General features: G+C 69.7%; 17 protein-coding genes. 7 read left to right on the top strand and 10 right to left on the bottom strand.

The genetic code is table 11. The annotated features are described in order from the left end of the window. Positions 1 to 63: 63 nt before the first annotated feature. The 3 genes from ACQEXA_RS48005 (at position 64) to ACQEXA_RS47995 (ending at position 1,395) form a co-directional block, all read left to right on the top strand. Positions 64 to 369, top strand: a complete 306-nt coding sequence (locus ACQEXA_RS48005; RefSeq protein WP_433133008.1) for a hypothetical protein — start codon at positions 64 to 66, stop codon at positions 367 to 369. A 217-nt stretch (positions 370 to 586) separates the two neighbouring features. After that, a complete protein-coding gene (locus ACQEXA_RS48000) occupies positions 587 to 856 on the top strand; it encodes a hypothetical protein (protein WP_359392828.1) in 270 nt (89 codons plus the stop codon). Then, positions 853 to 1,395, top strand: coding sequence for a hypothetical protein (locus ACQEXA_RS47995; RefSeq protein ID WP_432924237.1), 543 nt, complete (start codon positions 853 to 855; stop codon positions 1,393 to 1,395). The genes ACQEXA_RS48000 and ACQEXA_RS47995 overlap by 4 nt, the downstream gene beginning before the upstream one ends. A 47-nt stretch (positions 1,396 to 1,442) precedes the next feature. On the opposite strand, the gene ACQEXA_RS47990 is transcribed toward ACQEXA_RS47995, so the two are convergent. Beyond that, a complete protein-coding gene (locus tag ACQEXA_RS47990; RefSeq protein WP_433133006.1) occupies positions 1,443 to 3,677 on the bottom strand; it encodes an MMPL family transporter in 2,235 nt (744 codons plus the stop codon). Between the two features lie 251 nt (positions 3,678 to 3,928). Between ACQEXA_RS47990 and ACQEXA_RS47985 the strand changes: the two genes are divergently transcribed. The 3 genes from ACQEXA_RS47985 to ACQEXA_RS47975 all read left to right on the top strand — a co-directional run bounded on the left by ACQEXA_RS47985 (position 3,929) and on the right by ACQEXA_RS47975 (position 5,897). Then, a complete protein-coding gene (locus tag ACQEXA_RS47985) occupies positions 3,929 to 4,561 on the top strand; it encodes a TetR/AcrR family transcriptional regulator (protein WP_432924241.1) in 633 nt (210 codons plus the stop codon). Between the two features lie 258 nt (positions 4,562 to 4,819). Then, positions 4,820 to 5,188, top strand: a complete 369-nt coding sequence (locus tag ACQEXA_RS47980) for a hypothetical protein (protein ID WP_432924243.1) — start codon at positions 4,820 to 4,822, stop codon at positions 5,186 to 5,188. 61 nt (positions 5,189 to 5,249) lie between these two features. After that, entirely contained in the window at positions 5,250 to 5,897 is a 648-nt protein-coding gene (locus ACQEXA_RS47975; protein WP_432924245.1) for a hypothetical protein, read from the top strand. 6 nt (positions 5,898 to 5,903) lie between these two features. Here ACQEXA_RS47975 and ACQEXA_RS47970 read toward each other — a convergent pair whose 3' ends face one another. The 5 genes from ACQEXA_RS47970 to ACQEXA_RS47950 form a co-directional block, all read right to left on the bottom strand. Further along, the gene (locus tag ACQEXA_RS47970; RefSeq protein ID WP_432924247.1) at positions 5,904 to 6,536 is read right to left on the bottom strand and encodes a hypothetical protein; all 633 of its coding nucleotides are present in this window, start codon (positions 6,534 to 6,536) and stop codon (positions 5,904 to 5,906) included. Next, positions 6,533 to 8,239: a PHP domain-containing protein gene (locus tag ACQEXA_RS47965; protein ID WP_433133004.1), complete on the bottom strand. Its 1,707-nt coding sequence runs from the start codon at positions 8,237 to 8,239 to the stop codon at positions 6,533 to 6,535. Before ACQEXA_RS47965 ends, ACQEXA_RS47970 begins: the two co-directional genes overlap by 4 nt. Before the next feature lie 247 nt (positions 8,240 to 8,486). Continuing rightward, complete coding sequence (locus ACQEXA_RS47960; protein ID WP_433133002.1) at positions 8,487 to 8,939, bottom strand: flavodoxin family protein; 453 nt, start codon at positions 8,937 to 8,939, stop codon at positions 8,487 to 8,489. A 196-nt stretch (positions 8,940 to 9,135) separates the two neighbouring features. Next, the gene (locus tag ACQEXA_RS47955; protein ID WP_432924253.1) at positions 9,136 to 9,546 is read right to left on the bottom strand and encodes a tautomerase family protein; all 411 of its coding nucleotides are present in this window, start codon (positions 9,544 to 9,546) and stop codon (positions 9,136 to 9,138) included. Positions 9,547 to 9,596: 50 nt separating this feature from the next. Next, the gene (locus tag ACQEXA_RS47950) at positions 9,597 to 10,628 is read right to left on the bottom strand and encodes a nitronate monooxygenase (protein WP_433132999.1); all 1,032 of its coding nucleotides are present in this window, start codon (positions 10,626 to 10,628) and stop codon (positions 9,597 to 9,599) included. Between the two features lie 288 nt (positions 10,629 to 10,916). Between ACQEXA_RS47950 and ACQEXA_RS47945 the strand changes: the two genes are divergently transcribed. Further along, a complete protein-coding gene (locus ACQEXA_RS47945) occupies positions 10,917 to 11,768 on the top strand; it encodes a LysR family transcriptional regulator (protein WP_432924257.1) in 852 nt (283 codons plus the stop codon). A gap of 223 nt (positions 11,769 to 11,991) precedes the next feature. On the opposite strand, the gene ACQEXA_RS47940 is transcribed toward ACQEXA_RS47945, so the two are convergent. The 4 genes from ACQEXA_RS47940 to ACQEXA_RS47925 form a co-directional block, all read right to left on the bottom strand. After that, the gene (locus ACQEXA_RS47940; protein WP_432924259.1) at positions 11,992 to 12,792 is read right to left on the bottom strand and encodes a sigma-70 family RNA polymerase sigma factor; all 801 of its coding nucleotides are present in this window, start codon (positions 12,790 to 12,792) and stop codon (positions 11,992 to 11,994) included. 83 nt (positions 12,793 to 12,875) lie between these two features. Further along, positions 12,876 to 13,214 (bottom strand): hypothetical protein, encoded by a 339-nt coding sequence (locus ACQEXA_RS47935; RefSeq protein WP_432924261.1) that lies wholly within the window; start codon positions 13,212 to 13,214, stop codon positions 12,876 to 12,878. 37 nt (positions 13,215 to 13,251) lie between these two features. Next, positions 13,252 to 14,973, bottom strand: coding sequence for an MFS transporter (locus ACQEXA_RS47930; protein ID WP_432924266.1), 1,722 nt, complete (start codon positions 14,971 to 14,973; stop codon positions 13,252 to 13,254). 46 nt (positions 14,974 to 15,019) lie between these two features. Next, positions 15,020 to 15,466, bottom strand: a complete 447-nt coding sequence (locus tag ACQEXA_RS47925) for a MarR family winged helix-turn-helix transcriptional regulator (RefSeq protein ID WP_432924268.1) — start codon at positions 15,464 to 15,466, stop codon at positions 15,020 to 15,022. Positions 15,467 to 15,468 lie beyond the last annotated feature (2 nt).

Here is a 15,468-nt window from a genome sequence, read left to right as displayed (position 1 = left end):
TCGCCCTCAGGGACACACGGCATGACACAACGAGGACCGGGGTCGCGATGAAGGGGGCCCGTCATGCAGCTGGGATCATCACGTGAGGTACTGGCCATCGCGGGCGCGGCTCTGGTCGGCGCCGTCATAGCGGCACGCTGGTGGGCCTGCCGTATGGCGCGCCCCACACCGCCCGCACGCACCGCGAAACCGCAGGCCGACCGCGTGGAGGAACTGCACCTGGCCTTCCGCGACACCTCGGTGCGGGAACCCCGTGCAGCCGAGGAACTCCTGGAACCGTACTGGAGCCGGCTGCACCCGCTGCGGCTGACCCGCCGGCCCTCGTCCGCTCCCGCCGACTCGCACGCGTCGCATCGCACGGCACCCTGACCCTGCGGCGCCCGGCAGTCGTCCTGGAACGGCAGACGCGGATTCCTGGCGCCCACTCCTGTGTGCCTCCTGTGTGCCTCACATCACGTCCGAATTTCGCCTCTTGGGCGGTCTCCGGGGAAATATCGGAAGGGCTCCCCTTAGTTGGCGCTGATGTGCCTGGGTCTGTCGAGACCCACCTGGGCATCGGACGAACAGGGCAGGAGAAGGGACCGCGATGAGCCACCTCACTCCGGGGATCTTCCGCGCCCGGCCGGAACGTCCAGTGGCGGTCGCCGCCCCGCGCGCGGCGTGGCAACGCGCCGCGTACGTCCTCCTCGCCGTTGGCCTCGATGTGGGAGCCGCGGTGATGCTGCTGAGCCGGCACCTGCCGAGCGCCGTGGCCGGTGTGTTCCTGGCCGGGCTCGGGTGGTTCGCCACAGGGCGCATCACGACCTGGCACCCCGCGTCTTCACTCGGTGCCCACGAGAATTCGGCGCGCCGATGAGCCAGGCAGCCCAAAGGCCGGTGCGCACCACTCCCTTCCAGAGCGCCTCGCGGTCGTCACGCCCGGCTCCCGTGCGCGGCAGGGACCGTGGCGACCGGTTCGAGCGGCGCCGGCGGCACACCATGGAGCTGTTCGCGGTGTCCGCGCTGGGCCTTGCCGCCTGGACGGTGCTCCTGGGTGTCACGCTGCCGTCGGACTACCAGGTCCACCAGTGGCGCACGACCTGGGTCGGCTTCGACATCCTGCTGCTCATCGCCCTGGGCTTGACCGCCGTCCTAGGGAAGCGCCGCAACCCCGCCGTCTTGATCACGGGGCTCGCGACCGCCGTCCTCCTGGTGTGCGACGCGTGGTTCGATGTCTCTCTCGCGTTCGGCACACCTGCCGTCTGGGCGTCCGTCGCACTCGCCGTCTTCGTCGAACTGCCGGTCGCGGCCTTCCTCTTCCGCCGCATATACGGGCTGCTGCGGTTCCAGTGCCCACACGAGGAGGCGGTGGACGCCGGTGGGCGGGACGCGCAGGAGACGAACGCGCACCCTTGATCGGGGCGGGCACTGTGCTTCAGCCCTGTCAGCCCGACGACCCTGCCTCAGGCGTGCAGCCCGGGCAAAAGACGGTCGAGCCACCTGGGTATCCACCAGTTCGCCCGGCCCATCAGGAACATGGCCGAGGGAACCAGGACCAGGCGCACGATGGTGGCGTCGAGCACCACACTGATCGCCAGGCCCAGTGCCAGCATCTTCACGACCACCGTCGGCGAGACGGTGAAGGCCAGAAACACCGCCGTCATGATGAACGCCGCGCTGGAGATGACACGTGCCGTGGCCGACAGGCCCACGCTGACGGAGCGCCGGTTGTCCCCGGTCCATCGCCAGGTCTCGGCGATCCGGGAAAGCAGGAAGATCTCGTAGTCCATGGAGAGTCCGAAGACGATGGCGAACATCATCATCGGAACGTAGGACTCGATGGGGACCGGCTCGGAGAGGCCCAACAGGGCGTCGCCCCAGCCCCATTGGAAGACGGCGACGAGGACACCGTAGGAAGCCGCGGTGGTGAGCAGGTTGAGCAGCACGGCCTTGAGCGGGATGACCACACTGCGGAAGACGGCCGTCAGCAGCAAGAAAGCGAGCACCAGCACGATTCCCACGACGACGGGCAGCCTGCGGCCGACCACGTCCCGGAAATCGGACTGGCCCGCAGTGGTTCCGGTCAGGTAGGCGTGCGCGCCGGTGCCCTTGAGGGCGTTCGGCAGGGCGTGGTCGGTCAGGTCGGTGAGGAGGCCGGTGGTCGCCGCGTCCTGCGGGCCCGTGGTGGGGGTCATGGTGCTGGCGAGGATCTTGCCGTCCGTGCTCGGTGTGACGGGGGTGAACCGGTCGACGCCGGGGGTGCGCTGCAGGGCCCGAGTGACATCGGCGGCGATCCGGTCAGCAGGGACACCTGCGTGGCGTAGGTCCACGACGGTCACGACCTGCCCGTTCGCACCTGGTCCGAAACCCGGTCCGTCGGCCTCGGCGATCCAGTCGTAGGCGAGGCGGGTGGCGCTGCCCGGCTTGTCCGCGCCGGCTCCGACATGGCCCAGCCGCATCGACAGCAGCGGCAGCGCACACAGGGCGAGGACCGAGGTACCGACGACGAGGAAGGGCCAGGGGCGGCGGGCGACGAGGGTCGCGTAGCGGTACCAGTTGTCGTCCTCGCCTGTGCTCTCGGCGACGGGCCGCCGTACGTGCAGCCGGTCGATGCGCCGGCCGACCAGGCCGAGGGCCGCGGGAACGAGGGTGAGTGCGGCCCCTGCGGTGACCACGACGGCGATGGTGGCCGCGAGTCCGAGCTTGCCGATGAAGGTCAGGCCGCAGGCGTACAGACTCAGCATGGCGACCGCGACGGTGACCGCGGCGACCAGCACGGCGCGCCCACTGGTGCGGGTGGTCCGGGCGGCGGCGTCGACCGGGTCACGGCCTTCGATGAGGTCCTGACGAAAACGGGTCGTCAGGAACAGGGCGTAGTCGATGCCCACTCCCAGCCCGATCATGCTGGCAAGGGTGGGCGCGGCGGTCGCGAAGTCGATGGTCGCCGCGACGATACCCACCAGGCCGAGCCCGGTCCCGACGCTGATCAGCGCGGTGACCAGGGGCATCAGGGCGGCCGCGACGCTGCCGAAGCCGACCAGCAGAATCACCAGCGCGGTGGCGACGCCGACCAGTTCGCTGAGCCTGTCGTTCGCCGGCGCGCGGACGACCTGGTCCAGGTCGCCTCCGTAGGCCATGTGAACACCTGCGGCGCGGGCGGGTTCGGTGGCCTCGTCGAGCGAGGACGTGTAGTCGTGTCCCAGGTTCTTCAGCTGTTCGTCGAAGGAGACCGCGGTGTACGCGGTGCGGCCGTCGGCGCTGGTCACCAGGGTGGACACCGCGGTGACGTGCGGGAGCTTCCCCAGCGTGGCCAGGGTCCGGTCCACCGCCGGCCGTTCCGCGGCCACGGTGCCGGAGTCGACGTGGAGGACGACCTTGCCGCTGGGGTCCGCCACGCCCGGCTCCGATGCCTTCAGAAGGTCGGCTCCGGTGTGCGACGGGGTGCCGGGCAGGCTGATCTGATCGCTGAAGGCGGGACCGGCCATGTGCCGGCCGACGAGGGCACCCGTCAGCAGGAGCAGCCAGACGACGATGACGAGGACGGGACGGCGGGCGCACGCCCCACCGATCCGGGCCGGCACGCTCCGCCTCTCCGGATCGGGCGAGGGCTCCTGCTCCCGGACGTCGGGGGGCTCGGGCGCTTCGAGCGATGGCTGCATGGGACGGGACGACACCGTGTCCTCCAGAGAAAGTGTCACGAGTGACAGGAACTCTGAGGCAATCTGGCATGAGTGTCAATTGTCACTGTCGACAGATTCAGGGCCTGGGGGCGCTTCGAAGGCGGTCAGCGAGGAGTCGCCTATCATCTGCCGGCGCAACGTCGGCGGGATGACAGGCGAGGTCAAGAGGCTCATCGGGTGGGTAGTCGCAGACCTGGGCCACCTCTGGAGCCGACGACATGGCACCACTGCCAATTGACACTCCGATGCCCATGCCTGAGGCTTCGGGTATGCCGAGTGACACCGCCGAGCCAGGACTGCGAGAGCGCAAGAAGGAGGAGACCCGGCGCCTGCTGCGCGAGGGAGCCGCGCACTTGTTCAAGGAGCGGGGCTTCGAAGGCACCACCGTCGCCGACATCGCCGCGTACGCCAATGTCTCGGTACGCACGTTCTTCCGGTACTTCGAGAGCAAGGAAGCCCTGCTCCTGCCGGACAGCGTCGAACTGTTCGCCTACGTGGAGAAGGCCCTGGCGGAGCGCCCCGCGGAAGAGGCCCCATGGGACGCGGTCTGCAACGCACTGCTCGCGGCCGCGGAACCGTTCGCCGCCTCGACCCTCACCGCGCTCACCCACCCTTTCGAGGGCACGGAGAATCTCGTCGCCGCCCGCCTGGTGCAGTCGTTCAGCGACTTCGAAGAGCGGCTGACCACTCTGGTGCATAGGCGTCTGCCGCCGGACACCGATGACGCCGATCTGAAGGCCGCCGTGATCGCGTGCGCCGCGCTGTCGGCGGTCCGTGCGATGCTGCGCACCCGGCGGGCCCGCCGTGCGGCCGGCCACGCGGTCACCGGCCCCGCGCCGCTGCCCAGGGCCTTCGCCTTCCTCAAGGAGATCGGGACGGATCGCTCCCGGGCAGGCACCTGACAGCGCCGAGCATCCACGTCACTGGACTCAGGAGACCCAGACCGCTTCACGCCGGCGGCCCCGCGTCCATCACTGATTGTCAGCCGCTGTGGGCACGGTCCGATCAATAGGTCGGCACCGGACGAACGCAAGTGCACCATCGGCGACAATTCACATCAACCACATGTGAACCCGCTCGCCACCCCATAACGTGCTCATCCTGTGACGCCGAGTGATCGACGCGTGCACGACCGAGGAAGCTCCTGGGGAGGTGCCCGGATGGATCCGGCAACGTTGGTGACACAGGCGCCGGCCACGGGCGCGAGCGCCTGCTTGACCACCGCCACCTCGAGCGCCGTCCGCGACGCCCACGGCGCGTTGAGATCGGCCTGCCTTCAGCGCCTCCCCGAGAGGTACCGGGAGCTGTACGCCACCGAAGCCGCGGACTCCTCGACGCCGTTGCCGGAGCCGGTACGCGAGTCGATCGCCACCGGCGGCGTCGACGCGCACCTCGTGGAACTCGCTCGACGGCTGTTGGCCCTGACCGACCCGGCCGGAACGCGCTCCGGGACCTACCGGGTCGACCTGCGTCAGGCCCGAGGCGTCCAGGTCGGCGACCACAACATCCAGCACAACACCTTCGGTTGAGCCATCCATCCCACACACAAGGGCCCGCGCCGCTGATGCGGGCCGCAGAAGGCAGACAGCGATGAACATCGATCGGACCAAGGGTGCCCAGGTCGGCGAGGGCAACGTCCAGAACAACACGTATCTGCCACCCCGTGCCGGCGCGCGGCACCATTCACCCGCCATGTCCGTCCACGCGGGTGACAACGCCCACGTCCATCAGAAGAACACCCACCTCAAGTTCTCCATCCCCGTCATCGGGCAGCTCTTCAACATGGCATCGGCGCACCCGGTGATCGCCGGTGCGACGGCCGTGGCACTCATCGGAGGCGGGACGATGGCGACCACGGTCGTACTCCAGGGCCCGGGCTCCCCGGCGTCCACCGCCGTCGTGCGCGGCTTCACGATGAAGAGCGACGGTCAGGGTGCGCCCACGGGCTACGACTTCTCCCACAGACCGCCGGTGGTTGCCGAAAGCGATTCCGACGCCATCTATGTCTCGGGAAGTCTGCTGGTGTCCACCAACGGCAAGCTGGCCGCCTGGCAGTCCGCGGCACTCCCCACGGGCGCCGAGTGCCGCACCGCCGTGGCCGAACACCCGGTGCGTGAGGCGCCCTTGGGTATCCAGTCGGTGTTCTGCTACCTGGATCGCAACGGTGACCCCGGCTATATCGCGGTCACCGCGTACGACACCGAGACCACGACCATCGACACCGCGCGGCTGAACTGACGTCCGTCAGGCGTGATCCGCGCAGCACGGCGTGGGGTTGGGCACCTCGAACGGAGCCAGCACTCCCCCTGCGGCCGGAACCAGGGCCAGGAGCAGCTGCCCGTCCCGCCACTCGGGACGTACATGGTCGCGTGTGAGCACAGGAGTGGCCGGATCGGGTCCTGGACCGCCGGTCGACGGAGCGCCGAGCACGGTGACCCGGTCGATCACGGCACGGGTGAGGACGTCCGCCACGGTGACGCTGCCGGTCAGGTGGTGGACGCCGGGGAAGACCACGGCCCGCCCGCTGTGCCGGTGGACGTGCTCGGCAGCCGCCAGGGCCGCCGCGCGGGCGGACTCGGCAGGGCCGTACACCCGCTCCCCCAACACGACACCGGCCGCGCTCATTTCCCTTGCGGCGAGTGCGGCCAGCGGGCCCCACGCCGCGTCCGCCGCGGCGCCATCGGGCACGGCGAGCGAGATCGCCGTGCCACGCCGCTCCGCGGTGCGAATCAGATGGGTGCAGGCGATCGTGCCCGCAGGAAGATCCAGTCGGTCCACCAGATCGTGGATCAGGTGGTCCGCCTCGCGCAGGGTCGCCGTCCCGGCGTCCACCCCGATGACGGAGTGGACGCCGGGCGCGTCGTGCTGTTCGGTCATGCGGGCAGGACCCACATGGGGTTGGTGTAGAACCAGAGGTCCTTCCACGGGTCGGCGTCGCCCAGGACGTCGATCGCCGGACCGGCCGGGTCGACGGAGGCGCCGTGCAGGCCGACGGCGCTGCGGTTGCCGTCGGTGCCCCTCAGCCGGACGTACACCGGCTTGTCCAGGCGTCCCAGGGAGTACGTCAGGCGCACCGCCCCCGTGGCCTTGTTCACCTCGAAGGACTGCACCACCTTGGTGGACGGCGTGGCGAACGCGTCCTTGTCCGCGACCGGGCCGGTGACATCGCCCTGGATCACGTCGACACGGGACAGCGCCGGCACGAACTGCGCCCAGTTCGGGCCGTTGGCGAGGCTGATCTCGACGACCAGGTCGACCCGGCTGCCGCGGCGCACATGAAGCGCACCGCCCAGCGTGACCTCGCGTCCGTCCGCACGCAGCCGCGCGTTGAGGCCGCTGATCAGCCCGCCGTGGTCCACCCAGACACGGCCGGCACGGATGCCGTCCATGACCGCCTTGTAGGAGAAGGAGCTCGCACCGACGTGGGTACGGGAGTACTGGCCGGGCCAGAAGTCGGTGTCGGTGAGGTTGAGCCCACCGCCGTACACCGGGTCGTCGTAACGGCCGTTGGCGTTGAAGTCGCTGTTCGGGCCGCGGACGGCGGCGTCGGCGTAGACGTTGTGCGAGTCGGAGTTGGCCGTGATCCACCACGGCTTGCCCTCGGCGAGCAGGCTGTCCCACAGGCCGCCGACGGTGGCGGTCATCCAGTCGAAGCCGCCCCACGTGCGGTAGCTCTCCAGCGGGTAGCCGGGGAAGGAGTCGGCGCTGGGGCTGTTGTCGTAGATGCCGCGTGCGCCGCCGGGGCCCTTCGGCGCGGGCACACCGCCGGCCTGGTGCCCGGGCGCGCCCTCCATGCCGACGGCGATCGACGGCTGCGCGTCGCGCCACGCGCGGATCTCGTGCGGAGAGTCGATTCCCTTGCGGGCCGGGTGGTTGGCCAGGAAGAGGGCGTCCTTGACCTTGCGGCGCTGAACCTGCTCGGCGAGGAAGTTGATGCCCGCGATGGCGAGCGCCTCGTTGGCCGGCGTGGCGGCGGAGGCCCCCTTCACCGAGCCGTCGAAGGAGTTCTCGAACTCCTTCAGCACCGCGACCTCGTTGTTGCCGGGGTGCACGAAGACGGTGCCGTGCTCGGCGGCCGGGATGTTCCACTCCAGGCCCTGGAAGACGAGCGTGTCGTCGATCTGGTCGCGGGCCGCGACGATGTCCGGGTTGACCTTCTCCACACCGATCTTGGCGTGCGCCTCGCTGCCGTGGTCGGTGATCACCATCCAGTCCAGGCCGTGCGCGTTCGCCTGCCGGACGTGGTCGATGACCCGGTACTTGGCGTCGGAGCTGTACTGCGTGTGGATGTGGTGGTCACCGGCCAGCCACAGGTACTCGCCGGAGCGCCCGCTGTGCTGAGCCGACGATCCGTGCGCCGCCGCCTGGCCCGCGCCCGCGAGGACGCTGCCCGCGGCCAGCCCCGCTCCCAGCAGACCGGTGCGGCGCAGCATGGAACGCCGCGAGAGCTGACTGGGCGTCAACTCCTCGTCCGGCACCGACAGGTCGAGCGCCGGCGGCAGCGACGAGGCGTCGCCGCTTCCGTGGTCGTGGTGGTGATGGTGGTGTCCATGCCTGTGTCCGTGACCGTCGTGGCCCATGTCAGCTCCCGCTGCAGCATTGGATTTACCTTTCAACGAGGCCGAGATTGGGCAGCGGGAATGAATGTCGGCCCACGCGCCAACTGCGGAACGACGAACACCGGATGTGCTACCGGCGGCTTGCGGAAGCCGGTGTTTCGGCCCTGTTCGACTCGGTCGTCCCCACACGCGGTCGCGGTCGCGAATCCGGGGCGGACCACACCGACTCCCTTGACCCGCCTCTCTGTTGACGCGAGTGCCTGCCGGGTCAGCTCATCAGTCCGGCGGCGACCGTCGCCCCCAGCTCCCAGCACGCCTCGATGTCGGTCTTGCCCGGCTCACCCGTCACCGTCACGGACGCGGCCGCAGGCCGCCAGCCGAGTCCGCCCGTGATCGCCTCGATACCGCGTACAGCCCCGGTCACATCGCTGCCGCCGTGTACCCAGAACCCGAAGGGCCGACCGCGCGTCTCGTCCAGACACGGGTAGTAGACCTGGTCGAAGAAATGCTTGAGGGCCCCTGACATGTAGCCGAGATTCGCCGGAGTGCCCAGCAGATACGCGTCGGCGGCCAGTACGTCGGCCGCGGTGGCGGACAGCGCCGCGCGCCGTACGACCCTCACTCCCTCGATCTCCGGCGCCGTTGCACCGGAGACGACGGCTTCGAACAGCGCCTGGCAGTTGGGCGAGGGCGTGTGATGGACGATCAGCAAGGTGGCCATACGGCCGAACACTGCCGTGACGCTCGGCGGGCCGCAACCGACGTACCCGGCGCCCGGTTGACGACGACCTGGTCACCATGGGCGGCCGAGCCACGTCCGGCCGGGCGATGGCCCCGGCAACCGCCGTCACATGCCGGCGACAGTGGGGACCTTGTCGGGCAAGGGCAGCAGGCCGACACGTCTCACGGGACGGGACTCAGTGCGCGTCGCCTGGAACGGCGAGCTCTCCTTCGAGGTACTGAGCGCGGCCGTGGGCGAACGACCAGTCCTGAGGGGCGTTCTCGGTGATGCCGATGAAGACGTCCTCTCCCTTGATGCCGAGCCGGCCCAGGCGTTGCGCGATGACGCGGTACAGACGCTGCTTGACCTCGGCGGTGCGCCCCGACTGAGTGAAGATCTGGATCATGACCAGCGCGGAGCTCCGGTCGAAGCCCAGGCCGGCGTCGAGGGCGATGATGTGGTCCGCCGCGTGCTCGGTGACGATCTGGAATCTGTCGCGTTCTGGAATCCGCAGCACCTCCACGATCGCCTGATGTGTGGCATCGGCAATCGCCTGGACCTCGTCCGTTCGGCGTCCACGGATCATGTCGATCCGTACCAGGGGCATGCCGGGCCTCCTTCCTGTCGCTGGATGGCTTGGTGAATCGGCGTTGGCGGTCAGAGATCGGCGGCGAGCCGGGCGAAGGTACGGGCAGCAGGCTCGGTCCTGGCGCGACGATGACCCGTGCCCGCCCACAGATGGATCAGACGGGTGTCCCCCGCTGCCGCGGCGGCTTTGCGCAGGGGGCTGGTCAGGTGGTGCAGGGCCGGGTAGCCGGCGGGGGCGATGTCGTCGTAGTGGTCGACGAAGTAGTTGCGCAGCGCGCGTGCCGGCCGCCCGGTGAAGGCCCGGGTGATCACCGTGGTGTCGAAGGCGGGGTCGGCCAAGGCGGCCTTGTGCGGCGCGGAGGCGCCGCTCTCGTCGGTGCGCAACAAGGCGGTGCCGACCGCGGCGGCTTCCGCTCCGGCGCGGAGGACGTCGGCCACGTCCCCTGACTGTGCGATTCCGCCCGCGGCGATGACCGGCAGCGGTACGGCGCTGCACACCTGGGCGACCAGTTCGGGCAGCGGAGTGGGCGGGGGCAGCTGTGCGGGGGTGAAGGTGCCGGAGTGCCCGCCGGCCGCCGATGCCTGGACGGCGACCGCGTCCACCCCGGCCTCCGCAGCGAGCCGGGCCTCGTCGGCGGAGGTGACCGTCTGCACCACTGTGCTTCCCGCCTTGCGCAGCTTCGCGACGACCGAGCGATCGGGGAGGCCGAAGGTGAAGGACACCACGGGGACAGGGTTCGCCACCAGCAGGTCGATCTTGTCCGTCCAGTGGTCGTCGTCCTCGACCGGATCGCCTTCCGGCAACGGCAGCCCGTATCGGGCGGCCTCGGACCTGATCGCCCGGACGTAGTCGCGGTAGTCCTCGGCGGATACAGGGACCGGATTGGGGGCGAAGAGGTTGACGCCGAACGGCACACCTTCTGCACGCACGGCCTCGATCTGCTCGGCGAGCGCCTGCGGCGTCTTGTACCCGCCCCCGAGGAAGCCCAGACCGCCCGCTCGCGCGGCCGCAATCACCAGTGCCGGTGTGCTCGGGCCGCCGGCCATCGGGGCCGCGAGGATCGGAAGACTGAGTCCGAAGGGGGACAGGAGTCGACTCATGACGGCTTCTCTTTCGTCGTTCGGGCAGCTTCTGCGTTCGGGCAGCTTCGTCGTGCGGACAACTTCGTCTTTCAGGCGGCTTCGTCGCTCAGGCCTGGCACCAGGATCGGCCACGGCGACCGTGTCCTGATGGGCGCGAAGCCGGATCGCACGGCAGTCATGATCCCTTCCTTTCGCGGTGCTCTCGACTGCGCTCTCCACGGTAGGCACTCGTCGCAGCGCTGTTAAATGCTGATTACGCTGCTTCTATAAGCGTCAGGCATAGACGCTGCGAAGGGACGGGCAGACATGGACGTCGAACTCCGCCATCTACGGGCGTTCGCCGCCGTGGCCCATCACCGGTCCTTCACCCGCGCGGCCGAGGAACTGCTGATCAGCCAGCCGGCCCTGAGTCGCACCGTCACACAGCTGGAGTCCGCCCTGAGCGTCCGGCTCCTCGACCGTTCCTCCCGGCACGTCGAGCTGACGACGTCCGGCACAGAATTCCTCACCCATGTCGAGCACGTCCTGGCCGCCCTGGACCAGGCCCTCGCCGCGGCCCGCAGAGAGATCACGATCAGGCTCGGCTTCAGCTGGCTGCTGCCCGACCCGTGGGCCCAGCGGGCTGCGAACCGCTTCAAGGAAACCACCGGTGCCTCCGTGGCATTGACCCGCTGCGACGATCCGCTACGGGGCCTGAGGCAGGAGAACATCGACATCGCCCTGGTCCGCGGCGACTTCACGGCCCCCCGGTCGGCCCACGCGGTGCATCTGTACGACGAGCCCCGCATCGCCCTCTGCTCCCAGGACAGCGAGCTGAGCCGGCTCGAACGCGTTGACTGGGCAGACATCCCCCGCTGGCCCCTGGTCGTCAACATCCTCAGCGGCACCACCGGCCCCTGGTCATGGCCGGCCGCGCAGCGCCCCGCGCAGATCATCGAGACGGCCAACTTCGACGAATGGCTCGAGTCGGTGGCGGCCAACCGCGGAATCGGCATCGTTCCCGAGATCGCTCAACGCCGCATCAGCCACTCCGCGGTCCGCTTCGTCCCCCTCACCAACGCACCTCCCAGCCCGGTGAGCCTCGTCTGTCTGCCGCACGCGCAGCAGGCCCTCATCCGCAGATTCCTCGATTCCGCCGTCTCTGCGGTGAGCGAGTGAACTGCCGCCTCCGGAGCGGCCGTCCGGGTCTCCGGACCAGCCCTCGGCCGCGCTCCCCCGCCCGACGAGTCCCGAAGCCCGTCCCAGCTGGGAGCCGTTCGTTCGGTACGGCACCGTTCTGCCACTGGCGCGTCTCCACCGGAGCGAGTCGGCATGCCGCCTGCCACTTCGTGGGTCCTGTCGGCAACACCGCTGTGAGACGTGACGGCCGTCCATGGCCGCCTCACCTGGGCAGTTCGGTGTGCTTCGGAAGGAGCCCGTGCTCGCCTGCGTAGTCCTGCAGCAGTTCGCGCATATGGTGCCGGGCCCGGTGGATGCGGCTGCCGACGGTGTTCGTGGTGACGCCCGTGATGTCGGCGATCTCTCGGTAGGTGAAGCCCTCGACGTCACAGAGGTAGATGGTGACCTGCTGTTCGGTGGGAAGGGCGTGGAGAGCCGCCCGGACGTTCGGGTCGCCGAGGCGGTCCAGCACCTCGGCCTCGGCCGAGCGCAGTCCCGGCAGGAGAGGGAAGTCGGCTTGGGCCTGCTCCCAGTCCTCGATCTCACCGGTGCGGCTGCGTGCCGGCTCACGCCGGGCCTTGCGGTTGTTGTTGAGGAAGGTGTTCGTCAGGATGCGGTCGAGCCATGCTCTGACGTTGGTGCCCTGCTGGAACTGGTCGAAGTGCGCGTACGCCTTGGCGTAGGTGTCCTGCACCAGATCCTCGGCGTCCACCCGGTTACGGGTCATGCGCAACGCGGCCGCGTACATCCGGCTGCGGAGTTCCAGGGCAGATGCGAAGCCGGGCTTGCCTTCTGCGACAGGCCGGCTCTGCTCCCGACGTATCTCGTGCGTGCTGCCCTCGGGGGCGGCCGGCGGCTGCCTCAGGTGCGTCCGGCCCGTCCAGCGGTGGCCGCCGTTCGGACTGCCGCCGGGCAGGGGCTGGTTGGTGGCGGTGCCCCGTCCTCGGTGACGGCCGGTGCTGTCGCCCGTCGTCGGCATCCTGCTCGAAGTGCCGGTGAGGGGACCTGTGCTGGGGTTGGGCATCGATGGTCTGCTCCTGACTGAGCCATGCCTCGCGCGCTCCGCAGTGCCGAAGGGCGTACCGCGGTTGCGCGGTACGCCCTGTCTCAGCCCTGGGGCAGGCCGAACCGGTAGTGGTCACCGTCGATTTCGAAGAGGTAGGGACGGTCCAGCTTGTCCCAGGCGCCGATCAGGTCGGCGTCGAACGCCGCGTCCCCCAGCGTGTGCAGGATGTTCTGCACCTCGTGGGCGTGGCGCGGGTTCTCGCCCGCCAGCCAGGTGGTCCTGACCTGCGCCTGGGCCTGGGACAGCAGCCGAAGCTCGTGCTCGCGCGCCAGGCGGCGCTGACGGTGCAGCACCCATCGCCAGCCCAGAGCGCTCCCGATGCGCCTGCCCGGCCAACCCGGTCGTGTCCGCGTGCTCGTGCACTCGTTCGTCGCCCTCACTTCGGCTCCTGTCCTCACTGCGCCGTGCCCGTACCGGTCAGGCGCTCTTGGTACGCAGCTCCTCCAGTGACGCTGCTGTCAACCGGTGCGGTGTCCGACCGGGTTCGACCAGTACGACGTTGCAGGCCGCGGCGTGGGTCAGCGCGGCGGTGAAGCTGCCGTCGGTGAACTGCGCCACCGCTCCGCGCGGGGAACGGCCGACCGCGATCGTGTGCGCCTCGACGTCGGCGGCGTACTGAGCGAGGACCCTGCCGGCTGCGGCGTGGTCACCGACGCTGGTGAGCACCTGTCCGGTCGCGGTGATGCCGTGTGCGGCGAGGCGGTCGAGGTGGGCGAGGACTGCGGCGCGTGCGTGGTCGGCGTCCTCGGTGTCGACGGCCTGTTCCTCGATCACGGCGGTCTCCCGTACGTGGACGACTTCCAGCGCGCTGCCCGTCTCGCGGGCGACGGCGGCGGCCGCGTCCACGATCCGGTCGGGGTCGCCGGTGGCGCCGATGGCCACGACGACCGGACGGTACCCGGGCGCCGGGACGGCCCCGATCCGCTCGAGGGTCGGGCGCACCGTCTCGCCGTGGGCCTCCTTGTTCTCGGCGGCGCTGACCAGCTTGTGGCCCGAGGCGAGGACGAAGATGGCGAGGATGAAGCTGGCGCCGCCGAGGTAGAACGGAACGCTGAGGTCGGTGGCCTCGGCGAGCTTGCCGGCGACGAAGGGGGCCAGGCCGCCTCCGATGAACCGGACGAAGCCGTACGTCGAGGAGGCGACCGATCGCTCGACCGGGGAGACGAGCATGACGGCCTGGGTGGTGAGGGTGTTGTTGATGCCGATGAACGCGCCGCTGACGATGACCGCGACGATCACGGCGGCGGGGGTGTCGACGCCGACGGCGATGACCGTCATGACGATCCCGAGCCCGACCATGTTGGCGCAGAGCACGGGAGCGGTGCCGAATCGTGCCTGCAGGCGAGGTGCGACGAATACGCTGAAGGCGGCGACCAGCAGGCCCCAGCCGGTGAAGACCAGGCCGAGTTGGTGGGCGTCAAGCTTCATGGGGTAGGGCGCGTAGCCCAGCATGGTGAAGAATCCCCAGTTGTACAGCAGCGCCATGATGCCCATGGTGAGCAGCCCGCGGTGCCGCAGTGCCTTGAGCGGGGCGCTCAGAGATGTGCGGCGCTCGGGTTTGGGCAGTGCGGGGACGAAGGCTAGGGTGGCGATCAGGGCGATGGCCATGAGTACGGCGACACCGAAGAACGGCCCGCGCCAGCTGATGCTGCCCAGTTCACCGCCGAGCAGCGGACCGACCGCGATGCCGATGCCCAGCGCGGTCTCGTAGAGGATGATCGCTCCGCCGAAGCCGCCGCTGGCCGAGGCAACGATGACCGCCAGGCTGGTCGCGATGAACAGGGCGTTGCCCAGGCCCCATCCCGCACGGAAGCCGACGATGCCGCCGATGGAGCCGGAGGTGCCGGCGAGCGCCGCGAACACGACGATCAGCGCCAGGCCTATGACCAGGGTGCGCTTGGCACCGATCCGGCTGGACACCCAGCCGACCACCAGCATCGCCACCGCGGTGACGACCAGGTAGCTGGTGAAGAGCAGCGACACCTGACTCGGGGTGGCGTGCAGGCTTTCGGCCAGCGAGGGCAGGATCGGGTCGACCAGGCCGATGCCCATGAACGAGATGACGCAGGCGAACGCCACGGCCCAGACGGCACGTGGCTGTTTGAAAGGGCTCGTCGAAGTCCCATGCGGTGCGGTCATTGCCTCTTTCTTCTCCTGGAAGGTCGGCTGTCTTCGATGCCGGCGGTCAGTCGGACGCCTCGGCCTGGACCAGCCGGGCGAGCGCGGGAAGTGCGATGACGACTGCGGTCCGCTCCTTCGGGTCGAGCCGCTCCATCAGCCTCTCCAGGGCTTCGGCGCGCTCGGAGCGCCGCCGTCTGACAAGGTCGGCTCCGGAGTCGGTCGATTCGACCAGCACGCATCGGCGGTCATCGGTACTGGCGACGCGGCGCACCAGCCCGTCGCGTTCCATACGCGTGACCAGCTGTGTCATGGCGGGCTGCGAGACACCCTCGGCGCGTGCGAGTTCCGTCAGCCGCTGGGGTCCCTCGCGGCCGAGGCGGCCCAACGCGGACGAGGCGGCGGTGCTCAGGCCCCCGGCCGTACTGACCTGGCGCACGTACCGCACCAGCTGCTCGAAGGCGACGACCAGCTCTTCGCCGGAGCCGCCGGATTCCATAAGCTCGTTATGCATAA

Origin of the sequence: Streptomyces sp. CA-106110, assembly GCF_050936285.1 — a bacterium.
GTDB lineage: Bacteria > Actinomycetota > Actinomycetes > Streptomycetales > Streptomycetaceae > Streptomyces.
The sequence above is the reverse complement of the archived record's forward strand: the minus strand, read 5'-3'. Positions and strand labels throughout refer to the sequence as shown.

Excerpts from the sequence above, each read along its gene's own strand:
- ACQEXA_RS48005 (WP_433133008.1), top strand. The coding sequence starts at position 64 with ATGCAGCTGGGATCATCACGTGAGGTACTGGCCATCGCGGGCGCGGCT.
- ACQEXA_RS48000 (WP_359392828.1), top strand. The coding sequence starts at position 587 with ATGAGCCACCTCACTCCGGGGATCTTCCGCGCCCGGCCGGAACGTCCA.
- ACQEXA_RS47995 (WP_432924237.1), top strand. The coding sequence starts at position 853 with ATGAGCCAGGCAGCCCAAAGGCCGGTGCGCACCACTCCCTTCCAGAGC.
- ACQEXA_RS47985 (WP_432924241.1), top strand. The coding sequence starts at position 3,929 with ATGCCGAGTGACACCGCCGAGCCAGGACTGCGAGAGCGCAAGAAGGAG.
- ACQEXA_RS47980 (WP_432924243.1), top strand. The coding sequence starts at position 4,820 with ATGGATCCGGCAACGTTGGTGACACAGGCGCCGGCCACGGGCGCGAGC.
- ACQEXA_RS47975 (WP_432924245.1), top strand. The coding sequence starts at position 5,250 with ATGAACATCGATCGGACCAAGGGTGCCCAGGTCGGCGAGGGCAACGTC.
- ACQEXA_RS47970 (WP_432924247.1), bottom strand. The coding sequence starts at position 6,536 with ATGACCGAACAGCACGACGCGCCCGGCGTCCACTCCGTCATCGGGGTG.
- ACQEXA_RS47965 (WP_433133004.1), bottom strand. The coding sequence starts at position 8,239 with ATGGGCCACGACGGTCACGGACACAGGCATGGACACCACCATCACCAC.
- ACQEXA_RS47960 (WP_433133002.1), bottom strand. The coding sequence starts at position 8,939 with ATGGCCACCTTGCTGATCGTCCATCACACGCCCTCGCCCAACTGCCAG.
- ACQEXA_RS47955 (WP_432924253.1), bottom strand. The coding sequence starts at position 9,546 with ATGCCCCTGGTACGGATCGACATGATCCGTGGACGCCGAACGGACGAG.
- ACQEXA_RS47950 (WP_433132999.1), bottom strand. The coding sequence starts at position 10,628 with ATGAGTCGACTCCTGTCCCCCTTCGGACTCAGTCTTCCGATCCTCGCG.
- ACQEXA_RS47945 (WP_432924257.1), top strand. The coding sequence starts at position 10,917 with ATGGACGTCGAACTCCGCCATCTACGGGCGTTCGCCGCCGTGGCCCAT.
- ACQEXA_RS47940 (WP_432924259.1), bottom strand. The coding sequence starts at position 12,792 with ATGCCCAACCCCAGCACAGGTCCCCTCACCGGCACTTCGAGCAGGATG.
- ACQEXA_RS47930 (WP_432924266.1), bottom strand. The coding sequence starts at position 14,973 with ATGACCGCACCGCATGGGACTTCGACGAGCCCTTTCAAACAGCCACGT.
- ACQEXA_RS47925 (WP_432924268.1), bottom strand. The coding sequence starts at position 15,466 with ATGCATAACGAGCTTATGGAATCCGGCGGCTCCGGCGAAGAGCTGGTC.